Genomic DNA, 22,094 nt, shown 5'->3' on the forward strand with positions numbered 1-22,094 from the left:
TGCGATGTACGTGGTGTATCTCAACTATTTCCGTCCGGCAGAAGAAGCCGATGCGCTGCTGGCGCCACACATTGAGTGGCTGGATCGTTACTTTGACAGCGGTGACTTCATTGCCGCAGGCCGTAAAGATCCGCGCACTGGCGGTATGGTGCTGGTGAAGGAGATGGATCGCGCCCGTTTGGATACTATCCTCGCGGAAGATCCTTTTGTCGCGGTGGCGCACTATGACGTGACCAAAGTGAACGTGACGCGTGCAGCGGAGGCGTTTGAAGGGCTAAAAGGGATTTAAAGGACAATTGGGTCGCGGCACGATTTATCGTGCACCTGTCAGCGTTAGAGGCGCTGCAGGGAGGCGCGATAAATCACGCCGCAACCCTTTTATTGATGTATCAACCTTCGTGCAATCCACACTCGCGCTTCAGGCCAAAGAAGCGTGTCTCTTCTTCTGCCATGCCCGGTTCCCACTTTTTGGTGGTGTGCGTATCGCCCACTGACAAATAGCCTTCATCCCACAGCGGATGATACTTGAGGCCATGTTGTTTCAGGTACTGGTGCACCTGACGGTTATCCCAGTCAATGATCGGCAGAATCTTGAACACACCGCGCTGTACCGCCAGCACAGGCAAACTGGCGCGGCTGCCTGACTGGTCACGGCGTAGACCCGCAAACCAGGTCTGCGCACCCAGGGTTTGCAGCGCGCGATTCATCGGTTCGACCTTGTTGATTTGGTTGTACTGCTCAATCCCCTCGACGCCCTGCTCCCACAGTTTGCCGTAGCGCGCTTCCTGCCATGCTGGAGAGGTCTCAGCACGGAAGATTTGCAGATTGAGATTGAGCTTCTCGGTCAGCTCGTCAATAAAGCGATAAGTTTCCGGGAACAGATAGCCGGTATCGGTCAGGATCACCGGCGTATCCCGTTTCTGCTGCGTCACCATATGCAGCAGAACCGCCGCCTGAATACCAAAACTGGATGACAGCACAAACGCGCCTGGCATGTTTTCCAGCGCCCAGCTCACGCGTTGCTCAGCGGAGAGTTTCTCCAGCTGCACGTTGCTTTCGGCCAGTGCCATGATGCGATCGACTTTGCTGCCACTATTCAGTGCTGCGAGATCAAGTACCGTCATACTGCCTCCGAGTCCCAAAAATCACGGGCGGGATCCACCACGGCTTTGATGATGCCAGCGCGAATCACGAAGTCACCGAAGCCTTCATCAGCCTGACGCTCGGTTGCCCAGCGCGCCACTAATTCGTCGATGCTGGCCAGAATTTCGCCTTCGTTGATGTTCTCGCGGTACATACGCGGAATGCGTGTACCCATGCGGTTGCCGCCAATGTGTAAGTTGTAGCGACCTGGTGCTTTACCCACCAGACCCAACTCTGCCAGCAAAGCACGGCCACAGCCGTTCGGGCAACCGGTAACGCGTAGCACGATGTGCTCTTCACCGACGCCGTGCTTATGCATGATCTCTTCCACCTTGGTGACAAACGAAGGCAGGAAGCGTTCGGCTTCGGCCATCGCTAATGGGCAGGTTGGGAAGGCCACGCAGGCCATGGAGTTTTCACGCTGTGGCGTCACCGCTTCCATCAAACCGTGTTCACGGGCGATGGCTTCGATCTGCGCTTTTTGCTTCTCTGGCACACCGGCTACGATCAGGTTTTGGTTGGCGGTTAAACGGAAATCACCCTGATGGATTTTTGCGATTTCAGCGATGCCGCGCTTCAACGGACGTCCCGGATAATCCAGCAGACGACCATTTTCGATAAACAGCGTCAGATGCCATTTCTTATCAATGCCTTTCACCCAGCCCACGCGGTCGCCACGCGTGGTAAACGCGTAAGGACGAATCGGTTCAAACGTCAGGCCAGCACGCTTTTCCACTTCCGCTTTAAAGGTTTCAACGCCAACACGTTCCAGCGTGTACTTGGTTTTGGCGTTTTTACGATCGGTACGGTTACCCCAGTCGCGCTGCGTAGTCACTACCGCAGCCGCCACATCAAGGATCTTCTCTACCGGCAGGAAGCCAAACTCACTCGCAGTACGCGCATAAGTCGCTTTATTACCGTGGTCGATCGACAACCCACCGCCAACCAACAGGTTAAAGCCAATCAGCTTGCCGTTCTCCGCAATGGCGATAAAGTTCAGGTCATTCGCATGCAGGTCGACATCGTTATGCGGTGGCACCACCACGGTAGTTTTGAACTTACGCGGTAGATAGGTTTCGCCCAGAATTGGTTCTTTATCCGTTGTGGCAACCTTCTCTTTATCCCACCAAATCTCAGCGTATGCGCGGGTTTGCGGCAGCAGGTGCTCGGAGAGTTTTTTCGCCCACTCGTAGGCTTCCTGATGCAGTTCCGACTCGACTGGATTCGAAGTGCACAACACGTTACGGTTCACGTCGTTGGCGGTGGCCAGCGCGTCGAGACCCACTTCATGCAGCATTTGGTGCGTCGGCTTCACGTTCTTTTTCAGAATGCCGTGGAACTGGAAGGTCTGACGGTTAGTCAGACGGATGCTGCCATAAATGGTTTTATCGGTCGCAAACTTATCAATCGCCAGCCATTGCGTTGGCGTGATAATCCCGCCCGGCAGACGGCAACGCAGCATCATCGCGTGGCGCGGTTCCAGTTTCTGCGCCGCACGCTCCGCACGAATATCGCGGTCGTCCTGCTGGTACATGCCGTGGAAACGGATCAACAGGAAATTATCGCCAGTGAAGCCGCCGGTCAGGCCATCATCGAGATCCTCGAGAATGGTGCCGCGCAGGTAGTTACTCTGTTTTTTCAAACGCTCGGCGTCGGTCAGCTTGCCTTCAACGACCAGCGGTCCAGGATGTTTTTCGCTCATTAGTAAACGTCTCGCTGATAACGGCGCTCAATGCGCAGCTCACTTAAAAATTCGTCAGCCGTTTCACGATCCATGCCGCCGTGTTCGACCACCACATCCAGTAATGCCTGCTCAACGTCTTTCGCCATGCGATTAGCGTCGCCGCAGACGTAAAGGTGCGCGCCTTCTTCAATCCAGCGCCACACTTCCGCCCCTTTGGCGCGGATTTTATCTTGTACGTATATTTTCTCAGCCTGGTCACGTGACCACGCTAAATCAATGTTGGTCAGCAAGCCGTCTTTGACGTATTTCTGCCATTCCACCTGATAGAGGAAATCATCGGTGAAGTGTGGGTTACCAAAGAACAGCCAGTTTTTACCGCCTGCTCCGTCGTTATCACGCTGCTGCATAAAGGAGCGGAACGGCGCGATACCGGTGCCTGGGCCGACCATGATCACCGGCGTTTCCGGATTCGCCGGCAAGCGGAAGTTGTCGTTGTGTTCGATAAACACGCGGATTTCGCCGTCTTCTTCGATGCGATCCGCCAGCCAGGTTGACGCACCGCCGCCGCGCTGACGACCATCAATCTCATAACGCACCGCACCGACAGTAATATGTACTTCGGTATCCGTTTCCGCTTGCGATGAAGCAATCGAATAGAGGCGCGGTGTTAAAGGACGCAACAGGCCAGTGAGCTGTTCTGCATTGAGTTCAGTGGGTGCCTGACGCACCATATCGACAATCGGGAAGCTCTGCGCATAGCTCTGTAATTTCGGCTTATCACCCGACAGCGCCAGCAGCGCATCATTGCGTGACAGTGCAGCATACTGTTCAACGATTTGCGGCGTGTTCACCGTCAACTCATAATGCTTTTGCAAGGCTTCTGCGAGCGGCAGGTTTTCACCGTTAACATCAACCGGCTCATCGCCCTTCAGCCACACCAGTTGCAGCAGTTCCTGTACCAGTTCCGCGTCGTTTTCAAACCACACGCCCAGCGCATCGCCGGGCTGATAGCGCAGACCAGAATCGCCCAGATCGATTTCGATATGGCGAACATCTTTATCCGAATCACGACCGGTGATTTTTTGATTAGCGGCAAAACTGGCGGTCAGCGGCGCTTCTTTGGTGTAAGGGCTGCTGTGGATATCGTTCACCACGCCAGAAGCCGTCACAGCCGCGACCACTGAGGATTCACTCGGCACGCGTGCTTTTAGAATCTCGGTCAGCTGTTGACGCCAGGCCGTAGCCTGCTCTTTGTACTCCACGTCGGCATCAACACGATCCAGCAGACGTTCCGCACCCAGTTCCGCCAGACGCTCATCAAAGTCTTTACCAGCTTTGCTGAAGAATTCGTAAGAGGTATCGCCGAGGCCGAACACCGCAAACGCGGAGCCAGACGCAAATTTCGGCGCCTTCTTCGACAGCAGGAATTTGTGCAGCGCCACGGCTTCTTCCGGTGGCTCACCTTCACCTTGCGTCGAAGTGACAACAACCAGTAATTTCTCCTGACCGATTTGCTTAAACTTGTAGTCACCGGCGTTGACCAGATTGACGCTCAGTTTGGCGGCCAGCAGATCATCGCGCAGCTGTTCCGCCAGACGACGAGCATTACCGGTTTGTGACGCGGAAATCAGCGTGATGGTTGGCACCTCGGCCTGCACCGGTGCAGGTGCGGCAACGGCGCCCGGCGTCTGATTGACCATGCCCCAGAAGTAGCCGGAAAGCCAGGCCATCTGCGTGGTGTTGAAATCCGTGGTCGCTGCCTGTAAGCGCGCGAGTTGCTCCGGATTAAGCGGGAGCATTGAACCTGGTGCCTGAGTCGTCATCGCGTTAAAAATTCCAGTGTCTGAAGTCCGGACCGATAAATGGCGGAAGAGTGGGTAGGTTACCGGGCTGTATATTAACGATTAAATACGCCTTCGACATAATTAATAACCAAAATGACTAAGTGGTTTTTCGGGTAATGTTAATCGGCAAAAGTGGTAAATAAAGTCGCCTTTATTCAATACGTTAATCACCATGTTGCGGTATAGGCGTGCGCCAAATGCCCTTTTCATCGTAAGCGGGTGCGAAAAATCTGTGATTCAGGTAGAATTCGGCGGTTTTTAAGTCTGAGAGCCATTATGTCTACCACGCTGTTTAAAGAGTTCCAGTTCGAATCTGCCCACCGTCTGCCGCATGTGCCTGAAGGGCATAAATGTGGTCGTCTGCATGGCCATTCGTTCCTGGTGCGATTAGAAATTACCGGTGAAGTGGATGCGCATACCGGTTGGGTCATGGATTTTGCCGAACTGAAGGCGGCGTTTATGCCGATTTATGATCGTCTCGATCATCACTATCTGAATGATATTCCAGGCCTGGAAAATCCAACCAGCGAAGTGCTGGCAAAATGGATTTGGGATCAGATGAAACCGATCCTGCCAGAACTGAGTGCAGTGATGATCAAGGAAACCTGTACCGCAGGTTGTACTTATAAAGGTTAATCACTGTTGACGGGCTGCCGCTGTGCAGCCTGACTTTCAGCTATACGCTTCTTTACGTTCACTTCATCTCCCTGTCATCCGCCCCCTCTACGTTGTTGTCTCCTTCATTAAAGATCAAGAGAATCAACAATGAACTTCGTTAAACGCCTTTTTGTTATCGCTTTGCTGGTTTCCGCCTCTGCCGCCGTTCAGGCGCAAAACGTCCTCGATTTTCCGCAGCCTGAAAAAGTACCGGATGAGTTCTATGCCGTGACTGAAATTCCGGCGGGCGGCATGATCAAATATGAAACCGATGCAAAAACCGGTTTTATCGTGGCTGACCGTTTCCAGTCGATGCCGGTTGCCTATCCCGCAAACTACGGCTCACTGACCCAGTCACTGGGCGGTGATGGCGATCCGCTGGATGTGATCTTCTATACTCGTGCACCGCTGCAGCCGGGTACGCTGATCAAACTGCGTCCGATTGGTGTACTGAAGATGATCGACGGTGGCGAAGTCGATGACAAGATCGTCGCAGTGCCGACCAGCAAAATCGATCCGACTTATGATGACATCAAAGAGATGAAAGACCTGCCGAAAATGGAGCAGGAACGTCTGGAAGCTTTCTTCCGCGTGTATAAGCAGTTGCCAGATGGCCGTAAGAAAGTGGAGCTGAATGGTTTTGAAGATGCGGCGAAAGCCAAAACTGAGATCAAACAGGCCTTCGACGCGTATAAAGCAAAGCAATAAAACCTAAGCATGCGTCGGCGGGGTAATGGAAAAAGTCGCTATCCATATCGTTTAGCCGGCGCGGTAATGAACAAGGTCGCCATCAATGGCGACCCTTCAAACAGGTTTGAGTCAGGTGCCGCAGGGATGCACACCTGATGAATCAGGCGATATTCAGATACTTATGTGTCTGCATCGAAAGGCGCCAGTTACGCGCAATGCAGGTCTCAATGCACAGTTTGGTGGCGGCATCGCCACGACTGATCGGTTGCAGCGCCACAATGCGCTTCTTATCATCATCATGCAGACCCGCCAGCAGCACATCTAACGCTTCGACATCACGCTCACGCGCCACCGGATGTTTAATCTCATCCGCACGCTGCAACGCCTGCGGCAGCACATCGTAACCGCCGCGCATATTGACCTTCGGTGAAACCGTCACCCAGGTGCTGTCAGAACAGTGCACTTCATGTGTACCGCTGGTCTCAATCTGGCACTCAAATCCGGCCGCTTCCAACGCCTCGGTCAACGGGCGCAAATCAAAAATAGCCGGTTCACCGCCGGTGATCACCACATGGCGCGCGGTCCAGCCCTGACGTTGAATGGTCTCGATCAGCATTGCTGCATCGGCACTGCCCCAGGCGTCACTCTCCACGGTTTTCACCAGAATGTCGCCCAGCGAGGTCTCCCGATCGGCCAGTTTTTCCCACGTATGCTTGGTATCACACCAGCTACAGCCCACCGGACATCCTTGTAAGCGGATGAACAGCGCCGGAACACCGGTGTAAAATCCTTCGCCCTGCAGGGTCTGGAACATTTCGTTAATCGGGTAGAACATTTTTTACTCACGTCTTAAATTCGAGGCGCAGATTATGGCAGATTTTCACCATCGGTTCACAGCTGCTTCGTGCCAAAAAAACAAAAGCCCCGCACGAGGCGGGGCTTTATCAGCGATGATGCGGCCCATCGGGACACATCAACAGAGCCTTACTGGCCTTTAACTTCTTTCAGACCGTTGAACGGAGCTTTGTCGCCCAGCGCTTCTTCGATACGAATCAGCTGGTTGTACTTAGCAACACGGTCAGAACGGCTCATAGAACCGGTTTTGATCTGGCCAGCAGCAGTACCGACCGCCAGGTCAGCGATGGTCGCATCTTCAGTTTCACCTGAACGGTGTGAAATCACCGCGGTGTAACCTGCATCTTTTGCCATCTTGATTGCAGCCAGAGTTTCGGTCAGAGAACCGATCTGGTTGAATTTGATCAGGATGGAGTTAGCGATACCTTTATCGATACCTTCTTTCAGGATCTTGGTGTTGGTCACGAACAGGTCGTCACCTACCAGCTGAATTTTGTCGCCCAGTACTTTGGTCTGGTAAGCGAAGCCCGCCCAGTCAGACTCGTCCAAACCATCTTCAATAGAGACGATTGGGTACTGTTTGGTCAGGTCTTCCAGGAAGTGCGTGAACTCTTCAGAGGTGAAAGCTTTGTTGCCTTCGCCAGCCAGCACATATTTGCCGTCTTTGTAGAATTCAGACGCTGCACAGTCCATCGCCAGGGTGATGTCTTTGCCCAGCTCGTAGCCTGCTGCTTTTACCGCTTCAGCGATAACAGCCAGCGCTTCGGCGTTAGAACCCAGGTTTGGCGCATAGCCACCTTCGTCACCGACCGCAGTGCTCATGCCTTTGGCTTTCAGCACTTTTGCCAGGTTGTGGAAAACTTCAGAACCCATACGAATGGCTTCTTTCACGTTTTTCGCGCCAACAGGCTGGATCATGAATTCCTGGATATCAACGTTGTTATCCGCGTGCTCACCACCGTTGATGATGTTCATCATCGGCAGTGGCATAGAGAATTTGCCTGGGGTGCCGTTCAGTTCAGCGATGTGCGCGTACAGTGGCAGGCCTTTAGAAGCCGCAGCCGCTTTAGCCGCAGCCAGCGAAACCGCCAGAATGGCGTTAGCGCCGAAGTTGGATTTGTTCTCAGTACCGTCCAGCTCGATCATGATCTTATCGATGTTCGCCTGGTCTTTGGCATCTTTACCGGTTACCGCTGCAGCGATAGGACCGTTAACAGCGGCAACCGCTTTGGTCACGCCTTTGCCCAGGAAACGAGATTTGTCACCGTCACGCAGCTCCAGTGCTTCGCGAGAACCGGTTGAAGCACCTGATGGCGCTGCAGCCAGACCAACGAAACCGCCTTCCAGATGCACTTCTGCTTCTACAGTCGGGTTGCCACGGGAGTCGATGATTTCGCGACCGATGACTTTTACGATTTTGGACATTCGATTTTCCTCAGTACAAGTTAGTCAATCCTAAGACAAACAACGCGCGAAAAGTTCGCGCGCTGTTCGTTAAACTCTTACTTCGCTAACCGCTTCTGGTGCTCCTGCGCGGCTTTAACAAAGCCAGCGAACAGCGGATGACCATCACGCGGGGTCGACGTGAATTCCGGGTGGAACTGACAAGCTACAAACCACGGATGGTTCGGGAGTTCGATGATCTCCACCAGCTGGTCGTCGCCGGAACGGCCCGCAATATGCAGACCCGCCGCTTCAATCGGCTTCAACAGCAGATTGTTCACTTCATAACGATGACGGTGACGTTCAGTAATCACGTCAGAACCGTATAGCTGGCGCACTTTACTTTCCGGCGTCAGCTGGCACTGCTGGCTACCCAGACGCATGGTGCCGCCCAGATCGCTCTGCTCAGTACGTTGCTCAACGTTGCCTTCTTCATCACGCCATTCAGTGATCAGTGCGACCACTGGGTACTTACAGTCTGGCACAAATTCCGTTGAGTTGGCGTCTGCCATCCCGGCCACGTTGCGTGCGAATTCCATCAGCGCAACCTGCATACCCAGGCAGATACCGAGGTAAGGGATGTTGTTCTCACGCGCGTATTGCGCCGTGAGCATTTTGCCTTCCACACCACGGTAACCGAAGCCGCCCGGGATCAGGATAGCATCCAGATCTTTCAGAATTTCGACACCGCGAGATTCCACATCCTGCGAATCGATCAGCTTGATGTTCACGGTTACACGATTTTTCAGGCCACCGTGCTTCAGTGCTTCAATCACTGACTTGTACGCATCTGGCAGTTCGACATATTTGCCGACCATACCGATGGTCACTTCGCCGCCCGGATTGGCTTCTTCATAGATAACCTGTTCCCATTCGGCCAGGTTCGCTTCCGGTGCGCTCAGATTGAAACGCTTACAGATATAGTCATCCAGACCCTGTGATTTCAACAGGCCAGGAATCTTGTAGATGGAATCCACATCTTTCAGGGAAATAACCGCTTTCTCTGGCACGTTACAGAACAGGGCGATCTTCGCACGTTCATTGGCCGGCACAGCGCGGTCAGAACGGCAGATCAGCACATCAGGCTGGATACCGATCGACAGCAGCTCTTTCACTGAATGCTGGGTTGGCTTGGTTTTCACTTCGCCTGCAGCGGCCATATACGGCACCAAAGTCAGGTGCATATACATGGTGTGTTCACGGCCCACATCAACCGCCATCTGGCGAATCGCTTCGAGGAACGGCAGGGATTCAATATCACCTACGGTACCGCCGATTTCCACCAGTACGACATCATGACCTTCGCCGCCTTCGATAATACGTTCTTTAATGGCGTTGGTGATGTGTGGGATAACCTGAATCGTGGCACCCAAATAGTCACCGCGACGCTCTTTGCGCAGCACTTCTGAGTAGATACGACCGGTCGTAAAGTTGTTGCGGCGCGACATTTTGGTACGGATGAAGCGCTCGTAGTGACCCAAGTCCAGATCGGTTTCGGCCCCATCATCGGTAACAAACACTTCACCGTGCTGCGTTGGGCTCATGGTACCCGGATCGACGTTGATGTACGGATCGAGTTTCATGATGGTCACATTCAGACCACGTGCTTCAAGGATGGCTGCGAGGGAGGCTGCGGCAATGCCTTTGCCCAGAGAGGATACGACCCCGCCGGTCACAAAAATATAATTCGTTGTCATGCTGAACCTGAGAGTTTAGGTTTAAAGACGGTGGAATAACCAAGACGGGAAAATAGTATACCCGAAGTCGTCCTCAGCCACAATTGATGAATCACATCACCCCCCCCCGCATTGCAGCCGATAACATAGCGAATAGACGAGGGTAAAATGTTGACGTGCGTCACAAAGTTGCCGCTTGGCTGAATCGAGTAAGCTCAAGCGGACAATTTATGCGCAATGCAGGAATAATCTACAATTTGAAGAATAACCGCTTAGTCTTTGTTCTCACTGCATTTCACCTGCTGCCAGGCGGCTTCCATTTGATCCAGGGTCGCATCCTGCATCGCCAGTCCCTGCCCGCTGATGATGGATTCAACCTGACGGAAGCGACGCTCAAATTTATTATTGGCTTTTTGTAAGGCGATTTCGGCTTTGCTGCCCAGATGGCGCGAAAGGTTGACGGTGGCAAACAGCAAATCGCCAATCTCCTCTTCCAGCTTGTCATTGTCGACCACCGCCTGCTGCGCTTCGTGCATCACTTCATCGATCTCTTCATGCACTTTATCCAGCACTGGCCCCAGGTTGTTCCAGTCGAATCCCACCGTGCTACAGCGCTTCTGGATTTTGTAAGCACGCATCAGTGCAGGCAAGGCTTTAGGAATGTCATCCAGCACCGAATGCTGTGACTTCTCTGCGCGCTCGCTGTGTTTGATCGCTTCCCAGTTTTTCAGTACTTCCTGCGTGGTTTCAGCCTGCACATCTCCGAAGATGTGCGGATGACGGCGCTCCAGCTTGTCGCTAATCGCATTGCAGATGTCATCGAAGTTGAAACGCTGTTGCTCATCCGCCATTTGCGCGTAAAACACCACCTGAAACAGCAGATCGCCGAGTTCACCGCGCAGGTCATCAAAGTCCTCGCGCTGAATCGCGTCGATCACTTCGTAGGTCTCTTCCAGCGTGTAAGGGGCGATGGAGGCGAAGGTCTGCTGACGATCCCACGGGCAGCCACGTTCCGGGTCGCGCAAGGTTTGCATGATGGTGAGCAGACGATTCAGGGCTGTCATGGGGAAATCCTTAGGGGTTAAAATGGAAAAGGTCGCCAAAATGGCGACCCTGAGGCGCACCGAAATCTGGTCGGCGCGCAGAACAACCTGGACGTGCCATTTCGGGCGTACACTAAATGCCAGGCTGCCCTTTCATGGCGGCCTGGCCACATCAGTTCAGACGGCGTGCATCGATGATATCCGGCACCTGATTAAGACGCGCCAGCACGCGACCCAGCACCTGCTGGTTGTAGATTTCGATATCCATATCAATGGTTGCCAGCTGCTTTTTGGTGTCGCTGCGGCTGGAAACGCCCAGCACGTTAACCTTCTCATTCGCCAGAATGGTAGTGATATCGCGCAGTAACCCGCTGCGATCGTTGGCGGTGACGCGTACCACCAGCGAATAGCCGCTCGAATAATCTTCGCCCCACACCGCATCGACAATACGTTCCGGCGCATGGGAGATCAGTTCGCTTAACTGGTCACAGTCGGCTCGGTGAATGGAAATACCGCGCCCCTGGGTGATAAAGCCCACGATATCGTCACCCGGAATCGGCTGGCAGCAGCGCGCAATGTGGTGCAGCAGATTGCCCACACCTTCCACCACCACGCGTCCACTTTCTCTGCGCGCAGATGAAGGCTGATGTGATTTTTGCGTCAGCTGGCGCAATGCTTCACGATCTTCCTCTTCCGCACTCGGCTTATTGAGCTTAGCCTGCAGGAAGTTGACCATCTGATTGAGGCGAATATCGCCGCCGCCAATCATCGCCAACAGCTCATCCTGCGAGCTGACGTTATAACGCGGCAGCAGAATTTTTTCTGCATCGCGGAAACTGATATCCAGCTGGCTCAACTCGCTTTCAAGAATCTGGCGGCCAGCCAGAATGTTCTTGTCGCGATCTTGTTTGCGGAACCAGGCGTGAATTTTTGAACGGCCACGGCTGGTGGTGATATAGCCGAGGTTCGGGTTCAGCCAGTCGCGGCTCGGGTTCGGCTGCTTCTGGGTAATCACCTCAATCTGATCGCCCATCTGCAATTGATAGGTGAACGGCACAATGCGACCGCTGATTTTGGCACCAATGCAGCGATGGCCGATATCACTGTGAATGTGATAAGCGAAGTCCAGCGGTGTTGAGCCAGATGGCAGATCGACCACGTCGCCTTTCGGGGTAAACACGTACACCCGATCGTCAAATACCTGACTGCGCACCTCTTCCAGCATCTCGCCGGAATCCGCCATCTCTTCCTGCCAGGTAATCAGCTTACGCAGCCACGCAATGCGTTCCTCGTGCCCTGCCGCACCGCGCGCGTTACTGGAAGTCGGGCCTTCTTTGTACTTCCAGTGCGCGGCCACGCCCAACTCCGCATCTTCATGCATCTGGCGAGTACGAATCTGGATCTCTACCGTCTTGCCCTGCGGACCGAGCACCACGGTGTGAATGGATTGATAACCGTTGGGTTTTGGATTGGCAACGTAGTCGTCGAACTCGCTGGGAAGATGGCGATACAGTGTGTGCACGGTGCCTAACGCGCCGTAGCAATCCTGCAAACGTTCTGCCACGATGCGCACCGCGCGCACATCGAACAGCTCATCAAACGCCAGCGACTTTTTCTGCATCTTGCGCCAGATGCTGTAGATATGTTTCGGGCGGCCATACACTTCAGCACGCACGCCCTCCTTCTGCATCTCTGCACGTAAGTTACTCACGAAATTATCAATGTAACCTTCGCGGTCAATACGGCGTTCATGCAGCAGTTTGGCGATGCGTTTGTACTCATCGGGGTGCAGATAGCGGAAGCAGTAATCTTCCAGCTCCCATTTGAGCTGACCGATACCCAGACGATTGGCTAACGGCGCATAGATGTTGGTGCTCTCTTTGGCGGCGAGAACACGTTCGTCTTCTGGTGCATCCTTCATTTCACGCAGGTGGGCAATACGCTCTGCCAGCTTGATAACCACGCAGCGGAAATCTTCCACCATCGCCAGCAGCATGCGGCGCACGTTATCCACCTGCTCGGAGGCCATAGAATCATTGTGGATGGCTTTCAGCTGGCGGATCGCGTCCATGTCGCGCACGCCGTGCACCAATGACACAATGCCTTTGCCGAAAGACTTTTCCAGCTCTTCTTCACTGACCACGTCGGCGTTAGCCAGCGGGAACAGCAAGGCCGCGCGCAGGCTGTCGTTGTCCATACTGAGCATAGTGAGTATTTCCACCATCTCAATACCGCGCCACAGCAGCAGAGCCTGATCTGGATGGTTGTGCGTTTCGGTTTCACAGTAGCGCCAGGTGTCCGCCAATCGCTGACAGGATTGCGGATTATTGATATTTAAACTGGCGATCCACTGGTCAAGGGCAAATTCCCCTTCCGTATTTAAATGCGCACTTCTAACCGCAACCATATCCTCTCCTGCCATAACGACGAAAACGCCGCTTATGCTTTGCTAAACAGCACCATGGACTCGAGATGACTGGTATGTGGGAACATATCCAGCATCGCGACCCTTTCCAAATGGTAGCCCGCCGACAGTAATGCCTGACTGTCGCGCGCAAGTGTTGTTGGGTTACAGGAAACATAGACCACGCGTTGCGGCGCAAGTTTAACGATATGCGACATCACACCCGCGGCCCCAGCACGTGCTGGATCCAGTAACACCTTGTTAAATCCCTGCGCTGCCCAAGGCTGGTGGGCAACGTCTTCCTCCAGGTTGTGCTGGAAAAAGCGGACATTTTTAAGATTATTCAGCTCAGCATTATACGCTGCCTGGTGGACTAATGCTGCAACACCCTCCACACCCACAGCATTTTGTACGAACTTTCCTACAGGCAAAGTGAAATTACCCATACCGCAAAACAGATCCAGCACCCGATCTTCGGGCTGTAAATCGAGCCATTCAATGGCTTTTGTCACCATCTGCTGATTCACGCCATCATTCACCTGGATGAAATCCTGCGGGCTGAAAGTCAGTTTCAAATCAAACGATTGGTAGAAAGGTGCGTAATCCCCCAGCGGCTGCAAATGCTCGCTGCCGTCCGCCAGATACAACATCAGCTGATGCTCATGCGAAAAGCGTTCCAGTTTTACACGATCGCCTGCGGACAATGCATCAAGATGACGCAGCACCATCACCGGGCCATTATCTGCCAGCACTAACTCGACATGCCCCAGTCGCCGTGCGGCCTGTAAGCTGCTAAGACACTGGTGCAACGGCTGCAATAACGCTTCAAGCTCGGGCACCAAAATGGGGCATTGAGTTAACTCAACCAAATCGTTGCTGGCCGCCTGGCGGAACCCCATTTGTAAACGCTGCTGTTTAGGCTGCCATTGCAGTCCCAGACGGGCGCGACGGCGGTAACCCCAGGTGTTGCCGCTAATGATCTCATTCACCTGCACCGGCAAAGGCGCATCCCGGCTCAACATTCGGCTCAGCGCACGTGCTTTACTGTCCTCCTGTAACGCGATCGCGGCATGCTGTTGCTGGCAGCCACCACACACGCCAAAGTGCACACAGCGCGGTTTTTCCCGCTGTGCGCTTGGCTGCATAATCTTTTTGGCTTTGGCCCGCGAGAACTGACGTTTATCTTCCACGACCATAACTTCGGCCTGTTCACCCGGCAGTGCGCCGCTGACAAACATCGCTTTGCCATTATGGCGCGCAACACCTTGTCCAAAGGGGTCAAGGTCTTCGATAGTGACGGTAATACGCTGCTTTGTCGCCACACGCTGTTTTGCGGAGTAAAATTGCGCCATAGTGTTGTGAATTCTCTAAATTAATGGGGTGTGCCATCGCAAGCGGATTGTGCACAGGGATATCAATGCCAGGAGTTGCCAGGCCACAATTATGACCAAATATAGCCTGCGGGCGCGAATGATGATTTTGATACTGGCGCCAACGTTAATGATTGGTCTGCTGCTCAGTACCTTCTTCGTGGTGCACCGTTATAACGAATTACAACATCAGGTGCGCGATGCCGGATCGAACATTATCGAACCGCTGGCAGTCTCCAGCGAATACGGCATGACCTGGCACAATCGTGATGCGATTCGCGAGCTGGTCAGCCTGCTGCATCGTCGTCATTCCGATATTGTCCGTGCCATTACCGTTTTCGACAACAACAATCACATCTACGTCACTTCGAACAACAACCAAAATCTGGCGTTGTTGCAGAAAGAAGACATCTCGACGCTGGAAGAGGGTGTCTCCGTCGAGCGCCACGGCAATTTGATGGTGCTGCGAACCCCGATTATCTCCGAACGCTATTCCGTAGACGAACTGCCCGGAGAAGATGCCAAACCGGCGGGTAATCCGTTGGGGTATGTGGCTATTGAACTCGATCTGCAATCGGTGCGGCTGGAGCAGTACAAAGAGGTGTTTGTGGCCACTTTGCTCTTACTGTTTTGTTTGTGCATCGCCATGCTGTTTGCCTATCGTCTGATGCGCGACGTCACCGGGCCGATTCGTAACATGGTTTCCACCGTGGACCGCATTCGTCGCGGCCAACTCGACAGCCGCGTTGATGGCTACATGCTGGGCGAACTGAGCATCCTGAAAAACGGCATCAATGCCATGGCGATGTCGCTCACCGCTTATCACGAAGAGATGCAGCAGAATATCGATCAAGCCACCTACGATCTGCGTGAAACCCTGGAGCAGCTGGAGATTCAAAACGTCGAGCTGGATTTGGCGAAGAAGCGCGCCCAGGAAGCGGCGCGTATTAAATCAGAATTCCTCGCCAATATGTCGCATGAGTTACGAACACCGCTCAACGGAGTGATTGGCTTTACCCGTCAGATGCTGAAAACCGGACTGAGCACCAACCAGCGCGATTATATGAGTACCATTGAACGCTCGGCCAATAACCTGCTGAGCATCATCAACGATGTGCTGGATTTCTCAAAGCTCGAAGCCGGTAAACTGGTGCTGGAATCGATCCCCTTCCCGCTACGCGCCACGCTGGATGAAACGCTGGTGCTGCTGGCACCTTCGGCACATGACAAAGGACTCGAGATCACCGTTTGTCTGGAAAAACAGGTGCCGGATAATGTGATTGGCGACCCGCTACGTTTGCAGCAGATCATGATTAACCTGATTGGTAATGCCATTAAGTTTACTGAGCAGGGGCACATCGATTTGCGTGTTGAGCTGCGTAGCCTGAGCACCACGCGCGTTGAACTGGAAATTCAGGTACACGACACCGGCATTGGCATTTCTGAGCAGCAGCAGTCACAGCTGTTCCAGGCGTTTCGTCAGGCCGATGCGAGTATTTCCCGCCGCCACGGCGGCACTGGTTTGGGTCTGGTGATCACGCAAAAACTGGTGTCGGAGATGGGCGGAGAGATCGCGTTCCACAGCCGTCAGAATCAAGGATCCACTTTCTGGGTGCACGTTCATCTCGATCTCAATCCCAACGCGCCCCCCATTCCGCGTATGCTGGAAGATCTGCGCGCCATCCCGTTAGCCTATATCGAACCCCATGCCGCGGTGGCGAAAGCAGTGCAGGAGATGCTCAGCATCACGCCGCTGCAGGTTCAGCATTTCACTTCACTGGAAGCGCTGCCGGATACCCGCTTCCCGCTGTTGTTGATGGGATTGCCGGTGAACGATCCTCACCCCGCCACACTGCCAGATGCTTTAATTCAACGGCTGCGCGCCCATGCCGATTCGGTACTGCTGGCGCTGCCCAGCGAGATGATGCTGTTCGCCGACGATTTGCGCGCACGAGGCATCGCCGGCTGCATCGCCAAACCTGTCTCACTGACGCGCTTGTTGCCGATGCTGCTGGATTTGCACAGTTTGCATAATGATGCCTTACCGCACAGTACCCGTCAGCCGCTGACGGTGATGGCGGTGGATGACAATCCAGCCAATCTGAAGTTAATCGGTGCGCTGCTGGAGGAGCAGGTTCAGCACATCATTCTGTGCGACAACGCGGAACAGGCTATCCGCCAGGCGCGTTTACACAAGCTGGATGTGATTTTGATGGATATCCAGATGCCGGATATCGATGGCATTCGCGCCAGTGAAATTATCCGCAGCCTGCCGCTGCATGCCAATACCCCGATTGTCGCGGTGACCGCGCATGCGCTGGATGGCGAGCGCCAGCAGCTGATTGGCGCCGGGATGAATGATTATCTGGCGAAGCCGATAGACGAAGGCAAACTGAGCCAGCTGTTGCAGCGCTATGCCCCGAACCCCACGGCGGCATCCACACTACTGCCGGATGTTGCGCCGTCGCTCGACTGGGCGCTGGCACTGCGTCAGGCCGCCAACAAACCGGATCTGGCGCGCGATCTGCTGCAGATGCTGCTGGATTTCCTGCCGGAGGTGGAAGCGCGCGTGGAGGGTTCCATGGCCAGTAATGATGTTAATGGCCTACGCGAGATCATCCATAAGCTGCACGGCAGTGCCAGCTACAGCGGCGTGCCCAGACTGAAACAGCTGTGTCAGCAGCTGGAAAAGAGTCTGCATCAGGAGAGTGATATCGAAGCGCTGGAGCCGGAATTGCTGGAGTTGAGTGATGAGATGGCGAACGTGGCGCGTGAGGCCAGGAAAGTGTTGGGCGTGGGATAACGGAACGTTTCATGCCCTCTCTTAAGCACAAGAGAGCGCTAATCGAGCATGGTTAAAGAATGACTCGTCGTCTCAATCATCGCCACCAACGGTCACCTCGCCCAATAACGGGAGAGGGTTAGGATGAGAGGGGCGCGCCTGTAAGGCCTGCCCCACATTGTTCGCTGCCACGACATTGCGCGCGATCAGCCGCATCTATAAGGCCTGCCCTACCTTGATTGTTGCCGCCACATTGCGCGCGGTCAGTCGCACATTCTGCGCCGCATTGGCTAACGCATCCTCCAGTGAGCCAATGCTAAACAACACGCTGAATACCGCATCCAGCCCGTGCTGATGCACCACGCCAACATCTGCGGTTAAACTGCCCGCAATGCCAATCACCGGCTTGTTAAACTGCTTTGCCACCTTCGCCACACCAATCGGCACTTTGCCGTTAATGGTCTGGCTATCAATACGCCCTTCGCCGGTAATCACCAGATCGGCATCCTGCACCTGATCCGCTAACCCAAGGGCTTCCGTGACAATCTCAATACCGCGACGTAGCTCGGCCTGGCAAAACGCATGCAGTGCCGCGCCCATGCCCCCCGCCGCACCGCCGCCCGCAATGTGCAGCACATCAATATCTAAATCGCGATGGATAATCTCAGCATAATGCGCCAGCGCTTTATCCAGCTGCTGCACCAGTTCCGGCGTGGCCCCTTTTTGAGGACCAAAAATCGCCGAGGCGCCCTCTTCTCCGGTCAGGGGATTGGTGACATCGCAGGCCACTTCGATGCGGCACTGCTGAATACGTTTATCCAGCTGATCGATTTCAATCCGCGCCAGCTGCGGCAGTGCGCCGCCGCCAAAGGCAATCTCATTGCCCTGCTGGTCCAGCAAGCGAGCGCCCAGCGCCTGCATCATGCCGGATCCCCCATCGTTGGTGGCGCTACCGCCAATGCCAATAATGATGTGGTCAACACCGCGATCGAGCGCGTTTTTAATCAGCTCGCCAGTGCCATAAGAGTTGGTGATCAACGGGTCACGCTGCGCGGCCGGCACCAATTCCAGGCCGCTGGCTGCCGCCATTTCAATAAAGGCGCTGCGCTCATCACCCGATAATCCATAAAATGCCTCAACCGGCGCGCCGAGCGGTCCGGTCACGGTCAATCTGACAATACTTCCCTGCGTCGCCGCCACCATGGCTTCTACCGTGCCTTCGCCACCGTCGGCGACCGGTATTTTCACGTATTCGGCGTCGGGAAAAATTTCGCTAAATCCCGCTTCAATCGCCGCAGCCACTTCCAGGGCGGACAAACTCTCTTTATATGAATCCGGTGCGATGACAATTTTCATAGGCAATCCGAGCGCGATGGATGACGGAGTTCCGTCCTGCTAATGCAGTAAGCTGTCCGGCATCCGCAGACACCGGACAGGCAAACTACCGGGTGATCTCGACCTGAGCTAATTTTTCATAATAGCAAGCCAGCGCACTATGGTCAGATGTGCCCTTGCCGTCGACTTTCAGCGCTTGCATCATTTCCATCACCGCAGCCGTCAGCGGCAGATGCGCGCCAATGCCGTGTGAAGTGTCCAGCGCATTCGCTAAATCCTTGATGTGCAGATCGATGCGGAAGCCTGGCTTGAAGTTACGATCCAGCACCATTGGCGCTTTGGCATCGAGTACCGTGCTGCCTGCCAGCCCACCACGAATCGCCTGATAAACCAGTTCTGGGTTCACACCGGCTTTGGTTGCCAGCGACAGCGCTTCGGACATCGCCGCGATGTTCAGCGCCACAATCACCTGGTTCGCCAGCTTAGTGACGTTACCTGCACCGATATCGCCGGTGTGCACCACCGAACCGGCCATGGCTTTCATGATGTCATAGCACTGGTCGAATACCGCTTTATCGCCGCCAACCATCACAGACAGCGTGCCCTCAATCGCTTTTGGCTCGCCGCCGCTGACCGGCGCATCCAGCATCTTGATGCCTTTTTCTGCCAGCGCATCGTGCACTTCACGGCTGGCCAGCGGCGCAATCGAACTCATGTCGATCACAATCAGTCCAGGTTTCGCACCTTCGATAATCCCGTTGGCGCCGAGGCAAACCTCTTTCACCTGCGGTGAGTTCGGCACCATGGTGATCACCACATCAACCTGTTCGGCGACCTCTTTTGGCGTTTTCGCCACGGTAGCGCCCAGCTCCACCAGCTCGGCTTCATTGCTGACGTTGTGGTCACGTACCACCAGTGAATAACCGGCTTTCACCAGGTTTTTACTCATCGGTTTGCCCATAATACCGAGGCCGATAAATCCAATTTTCATTGCCTTTCCTCTTCGTCAGTTATTTCTTAAATTTGTCACACAGCGCCTGCGTGGCGTTGCGGAAAATACCGAGATCGCTGCCCACGGCAACGAATGTGGCGCCCCATTCGAGATAACGGCGCGCGTCGGCTTCCACCGGCGCCAGAATGCCGCTTGGCTTGCCCGCCGCTTTGGCACGTTCAAAGATGTGTTTGATTACTTTCAGCACTTCAGGATGTGCAGGCTGACCGAGATAGCCCATCGCCGCCGAGAGATCGCCCGGTCCGACAAAAATGCCATCCACGCCGTCAACGGCAGCAATCGCATCGATGTTATCCACCGCCTGCTGCGTTTCGATCTGCACCAGCACTGTGATGTTGTCATTGATGGTGGCGTTGTAATCCGGCAGCGTGCCGTACATATTGCTGCGATGCGAAACCGACACGCCGCGAATGCCTGCTGGCGGATAGCGCGTTGAGGCCACGGCGCGAATCGCCTCTTCCTCGGTCTCCACAAATGGCACCAGGAAGTTGTAGAAACCGATATCCAGCAGGCGTTTGATGATGATGGGTTCGTTGCACGGCGGACGCACCACCGGCGCACTGTGGCTGCCCTTCAGCGCCATCAACTGCGGGATAAAGGTGGTGATGTCGTTGGGCGCGTGTTCGCCATCCAGCACCAGCCAGTCAAAACCCGCCAGACCCAGAACTTCGGTGGAAATCGGGCTGGCAAGTGCGCACCAGCTACCAATCAGGGTTTCCCCTGCCTGCAAACGGCGACGAAAGTGGTTCGGCCAGGCATTGCTCATTGTCTTTACTCCTGTCTGTTACAACAGGCGCCCGCACGGGGCGCCGGAAACGTTAGCGCACCAGGCACGGACGCTTGTTATCGAATGTCCAGTTCGGCACGAGGTACTGCATCGCCTGCGCATCGTCGCGCGCGCCCAAACCGTGTTTCTGATACAGCGCATTGGCCTGCATGACCTGATCCATATCCAGCTCGACACCCAGACCCGGTTTTTGCGGTACCTGTACCATGCCGCCCTTGATCTGGAACGGCTCTTTGGTCAGGCGCTGATTGCCCTCCTGCCAGATCCAGTGAGTATCGATGGCGGTAATCGCGCCCGGCGCGGCAGCGGCGACATGTGTGAACATCGCCAGCGAAATATCGAAGTGGTTGTTAGAGTGCGAACCCCAGGTCAGGCCGAAGTCATGACACATCTGCGCCACGCGCACTGAACCTTGCATGGTCCAGAAGTGTGGATCCGCCAGCGGGATATCCACCGATTGCAGCGACAGCGTGTGGCCCATTTGACGCCAGTCAGTGGCGATCATGTTGGTGGCGGTCGGCAAGCCGGTTGCGCGACGGAATTCCGCCATCACTTCGCGGCCAGAGTAGCCCTGCTCGGCCCCGCATGGATCTTCTGCGTAGGCCAGCACGCCTTTGAGTTGTTTACCGAGCAGAATCGCCTCGTTCAACGACCAGGCACCGTTGGGATCGAGAGTGACGCGCGCCTGCGGGAAGCGTTTCGCCAGTGCCGTGACCGCTTCGGCCTCTTCGCCACCGCGCAGCACGCCGCCTTTCAGTTTGAAATCGTTGAAGCCATATTTTTCATAGGCAGCTTCCGCCAGACGCACCACGGTATCCGGCGTCAGTGCCTCTTCATGACGCAGGCGATACCAGTCGCACTTGTCTGTTTCCTGGCTCTGATAAGGCAGCGAGGTTTTCTTGCGGTCACCGACGTAGAACAGGTAACCCAGCATCTCCACGCGGTCACGCTGTTGGCCATCGCCGAGCAGCGAGGCAACGTTGACGCCCAGGTGTTGACCGAGCAGATCCAGCAGCGCCGCTTCAATGCCAGTCACCACATGGATGGTGGTACGCAGGTCGAAGGTCTGATTGCCGCGTCCGCTGGAATCGCGGTCGGCAAAAGTACTGCGAACCAGGTTAAGGATGTTTTTGTACTCACCCACGGTCTTCTGCACCACTAGCGCCGCCGCATCTTCCAGCGTCTGACGAATTTTCTCACCGCCGGGAATTTCACCCACGCCGGTGTGGCCCGCGTTATCCTTGATAATGACGATGTTACGGGTGAAGAACGGTGAATGGGCGCCGCTCAGATTCAGCAACATGCTGTCGTGACCGGCCACCGGAATGACCTGTAGCGATGTGATTTTTGGTGTCTGACTCATTTCCTG

General features: G+C 54.7%; 17 protein-coding genes. 4 read left to right on the top strand and 13 right to left on the bottom strand.

Annotated features, from left to right (window positions below):
- Nucleotides 1-4: 4 nt before the first annotated feature.
- Nucleotides 5-289 carry a YciI family protein gene (locus tag AC1MDE_RS23905; RefSeq protein ID WP_038645154.1) on the top strand — a complete coding sequence of 95 codons (285 nt, stop codon included), beginning with the start codon at nucleotides 5-7 and terminating at the stop codon, nucleotides 287-289.
- A 100-nt stretch (nucleotides 290-389) separates the two neighbouring features.
- Here AC1MDE_RS23905 and AC1MDE_RS23910 read toward each other — a convergent pair whose 3' ends face one another.
- From AC1MDE_RS23910 to cysJ, 3 genes are read right to left on the bottom strand one after another with little or no spacing between them, the layout of a single operon-like run.
- Nucleotides 390-1,124, bottom strand: a complete 735-nt coding sequence (locus AC1MDE_RS23910; RefSeq protein WP_479402466.1) for a phosphoadenylyl-sulfate reductase — start codon at nucleotides 1,122-1,124, stop codon at nucleotides 390-392.
- Nucleotides 1,121-2,845, bottom strand: coding sequence for an assimilatory sulfite reductase (NADPH) hemoprotein subunit (cysI, locus tag AC1MDE_RS23915; RefSeq protein ID WP_058961502.1), 1,725 nt, complete (start codon nucleotides 2,843-2,845; stop codon nucleotides 1,121-1,123). The genes AC1MDE_RS23910 and cysI overlap by 4 nt, the downstream gene beginning before the upstream one ends.
- Nucleotides 2,845-4,650: an NADPH-dependent assimilatory sulfite reductase flavoprotein subunit gene (gene cysJ / locus AC1MDE_RS23920; RefSeq protein WP_058961503.1), complete on the bottom strand. Its 1,806-nt coding sequence runs from the start codon at nucleotides 4,648-4,650 to the stop codon at nucleotides 2,845-2,847. The genes cysI and cysJ overlap by 1 nt, the downstream gene beginning before the upstream one ends.
- Nucleotides 4,651-4,944: 294 nt before the next feature.
- Between cysJ and queD the strand changes: the two genes are divergently transcribed.
- The gene (gene queD, locus AC1MDE_RS23925; RefSeq protein ID WP_176505758.1) at nucleotides 4,945-5,307 is read left to right on the top strand and encodes a 6-carboxytetrahydropterin synthase QueD; all 363 of its coding nucleotides are present in this window, start codon (nucleotides 4,945-4,947) and stop codon (nucleotides 5,305-5,307) included.
- Between the two features lie 129 nt (nucleotides 5,308-5,436).
- A complete protein-coding gene (locus AC1MDE_RS23930; protein WP_479402465.1) occupies nucleotides 5,437-6,036 on the top strand; it encodes an inorganic diphosphatase in 600 nt (199 codons plus the stop codon).
- A gap of 142 nt (nucleotides 6,037-6,178) precedes the next feature.
- Here AC1MDE_RS23930 and queE read toward each other — a convergent pair whose 3' ends face one another.
- The 6 genes from queE to rlmD all read right to left on the bottom strand — a co-directional run bounded on the left by queE (nucleotide 6,179) and on the right by rlmD (nucleotide 14,791).
- Nucleotides 6,179-6,853, bottom strand: a complete 675-nt coding sequence (gene queE / locus AC1MDE_RS23935; protein ID WP_097117966.1) for a 7-carboxy-7-deazaguanine synthase QueE — start codon at nucleotides 6,851-6,853, stop codon at nucleotides 6,179-6,181.
- Nucleotides 6,854-7,002: 149 nt separating this feature from the next.
- Nucleotides 7,003-8,298 (bottom strand): phosphopyruvate hydratase, encoded by a 1,296-nt coding sequence (eno, locus tag AC1MDE_RS23940; protein ID WP_034823037.1) that lies wholly within the window; start codon nucleotides 8,296-8,298, stop codon nucleotides 7,003-7,005.
- A gap of 77 nt (nucleotides 8,299-8,375) precedes the next feature.
- Nucleotides 8,376-10,013 carry a glutamine hydrolyzing CTP synthase gene (gene pyrG / locus AC1MDE_RS23945; RefSeq protein WP_034823046.1) on the bottom strand — a complete coding sequence of 546 codons (1,638 nt, stop codon included), beginning with the start codon at nucleotides 10,011-10,013 and terminating at the stop codon, nucleotides 8,376-8,378.
- A gap of 251 nt (nucleotides 10,014-10,264) precedes the next feature.
- Complete coding sequence (gene mazG, locus AC1MDE_RS23950; protein ID WP_058961506.1) at nucleotides 10,265-11,056, bottom strand: nucleoside triphosphate pyrophosphohydrolase; 792 nt, start codon at nucleotides 11,054-11,056, stop codon at nucleotides 10,265-10,267.
- Between the two features lie 151 nt (nucleotides 11,057-11,207).
- Entirely contained in the window at nucleotides 11,208-13,442 is a 2,235-nt protein-coding gene (relA, locus tag AC1MDE_RS23955) for a GTP diphosphokinase (protein WP_034823050.1), read from the bottom strand.
- Between the two features lie 32 nt (nucleotides 13,443-13,474).
- The gene (rlmD, locus tag AC1MDE_RS23960) at nucleotides 13,475-14,791 is read right to left on the bottom strand and encodes a 23S rRNA (uracil(1939)-C(5))-methyltransferase RlmD (RefSeq protein ID WP_058961507.1); all 1,317 of its coding nucleotides are present in this window, start codon (nucleotides 14,789-14,791) and stop codon (nucleotides 13,475-13,477) included.
- Nucleotides 14,792-14,882: 91 nt separating this feature from the next.
- Between rlmD and barA the strand changes: the two genes are divergently transcribed.
- On the top strand, nucleotides 14,883-17,612 hold the full coding sequence (barA, locus tag AC1MDE_RS23965; protein WP_283215657.1) for a two-component sensor histidine kinase BarA: 2,730 nt from the start codon (nucleotides 14,883-14,885) through the stop codon (nucleotides 17,610-17,612).
- A 195-nt stretch (nucleotides 17,613-17,807) separates the two neighbouring features.
- On the opposite strand, the gene AC1MDE_RS23970 is transcribed toward barA, so the two are convergent.
- The 4 genes from AC1MDE_RS23970 to gudD all read right to left on the bottom strand — a co-directional run bounded on the left by AC1MDE_RS23970 (nucleotide 17,808) and on the right by gudD (nucleotide 22,088).
- Nucleotides 17,808-18,947, bottom strand: a complete 1,140-nt coding sequence (locus AC1MDE_RS23970; protein ID WP_034823056.1) for a glycerate kinase — start codon at nucleotides 18,945-18,947, stop codon at nucleotides 17,808-17,810.
- Nucleotides 18,948-19,032: 85 nt separating this feature from the next.
- On the bottom strand, nucleotides 19,033-19,917 hold the full coding sequence (gene garR / locus AC1MDE_RS23975) for a 2-hydroxy-3-oxopropionate reductase (protein ID WP_034823058.1): 885 nt from the start codon (nucleotides 19,915-19,917) through the stop codon (nucleotides 19,033-19,035).
- Nucleotides 19,918-19,936: 19 nt separating this feature from the next.
- Nucleotides 19,937-20,704: a 2-dehydro-3-deoxyglucarate aldolase gene (gene garL / locus AC1MDE_RS23980; protein WP_058961509.1), complete on the bottom strand. Its 768-nt coding sequence runs from the start codon at nucleotides 20,702-20,704 to the stop codon at nucleotides 19,937-19,939.
- A 52-nt stretch (nucleotides 20,705-20,756) separates the two neighbouring features.
- Entirely contained in the window at nucleotides 20,757-22,088 is a 1,332-nt protein-coding gene (gene gudD / locus AC1MDE_RS23985) for a glucarate dehydratase (RefSeq protein ID WP_058961510.1), read from the bottom strand.
- Nucleotides 22,089-22,094: the final 6 nt, after the last annotated feature.

It is taken from the genome of Pantoea folii (assembly GCF_056678875.1).

What these genes read in the sequence shown, in the direction of transcription:
- gudD (WP_058961510.1), bottom strand. Translation starts at nt 22,088, where the DNA reads ATGAGTCAGACACCAAAAATCACATCGCTACAGGTCATTCCGGTGGCC.
- AC1MDE_RS23930 (WP_479402465.1), top strand. Translation starts at nt 5,437, where the DNA reads ATGAACTTCGTTAAACGCCTTTTTGTTATCGCTTTGCTGGTTTCCGCC.
- rlmD (WP_058961507.1), bottom strand. Translation starts at nt 14,791, where the DNA reads ATGGCGCAATTTTACTCCGCAAAACAGCGTGTGGCGACAAAGCAGCGT.
- mazG (WP_058961506.1), bottom strand. Translation starts at nt 11,056, where the DNA reads ATGACAGCCCTGAATCGTCTGCTCACCATCATGCAAACCTTGCGCGAC.
- cysI (WP_058961502.1), bottom strand. Translation starts at nt 2,845, where the DNA reads ATGAGCGAAAAACATCCTGGACCGCTGGTCGTTGAAGGCAAGCTGACC.
- relA (WP_034823050.1), bottom strand. Translation starts at nt 13,442, where the DNA reads ATGGTTGCGGTTAGAAGTGCGCATTTAAATACGGAAGGGGAATTTGCC.
- pyrG (WP_034823046.1), bottom strand. Translation starts at nt 10,013, where the DNA reads ATGACAACGAATTATATTTTTGTGACCGGCGGGGTCGTATCCTCTCTG.
- barA (WP_283215657.1), top strand. Translation starts at nt 14,883, where the DNA reads ATGACCAAATATAGCCTGCGGGCGCGAATGATGATTTTGATACTGGCG.
- queE (WP_097117966.1), bottom strand. Translation starts at nt 6,853, where the DNA reads ATGTTCTACCCGATTAACGAAATGTTCCAGACCCTGCAGGGCGAAGGA.
- cysJ (WP_058961503.1), bottom strand. Translation starts at nt 4,650, where the DNA reads ATGACGACTCAGGCACCAGGTTCAATGCTCCCGCTTAATCCGGAGCAA.
- garR (WP_034823058.1), bottom strand. Translation starts at nt 19,917, where the DNA reads ATGAAAATTGGATTTATCGGCCTCGGTATTATGGGCAAACCGATGAGT.
- eno (WP_034823037.1), bottom strand. Translation starts at nt 8,298, where the DNA reads ATGTCCAAAATCGTAAAAGTCATCGGTCGCGAAATCATCGACTCCCGT.
- garL (WP_058961509.1), bottom strand. Translation starts at nt 20,704, where the DNA reads ATGAGCAATGCCTGGCCGAACCACTTTCGTCGCCGTTTGCAGGCAGGG.
- AC1MDE_RS23970 (WP_034823056.1), bottom strand. Translation starts at nt 18,947, where the DNA reads ATGAAAATTGTCATCGCACCGGATTCATATAAAGAGAGTTTGTCCGCC.
- AC1MDE_RS23910 (WP_479402466.1), bottom strand. Translation starts at nt 1,124, where the DNA reads ATGACGGTACTTGATCTCGCAGCACTGAATAGTGGCAGCAAAGTCGAT.
- AC1MDE_RS23905 (WP_038645154.1), top strand. Translation starts at nt 5, where the DNA reads ATGTACGTGGTGTATCTCAACTATTTCCGTCCGGCAGAAGAAGCCGAT.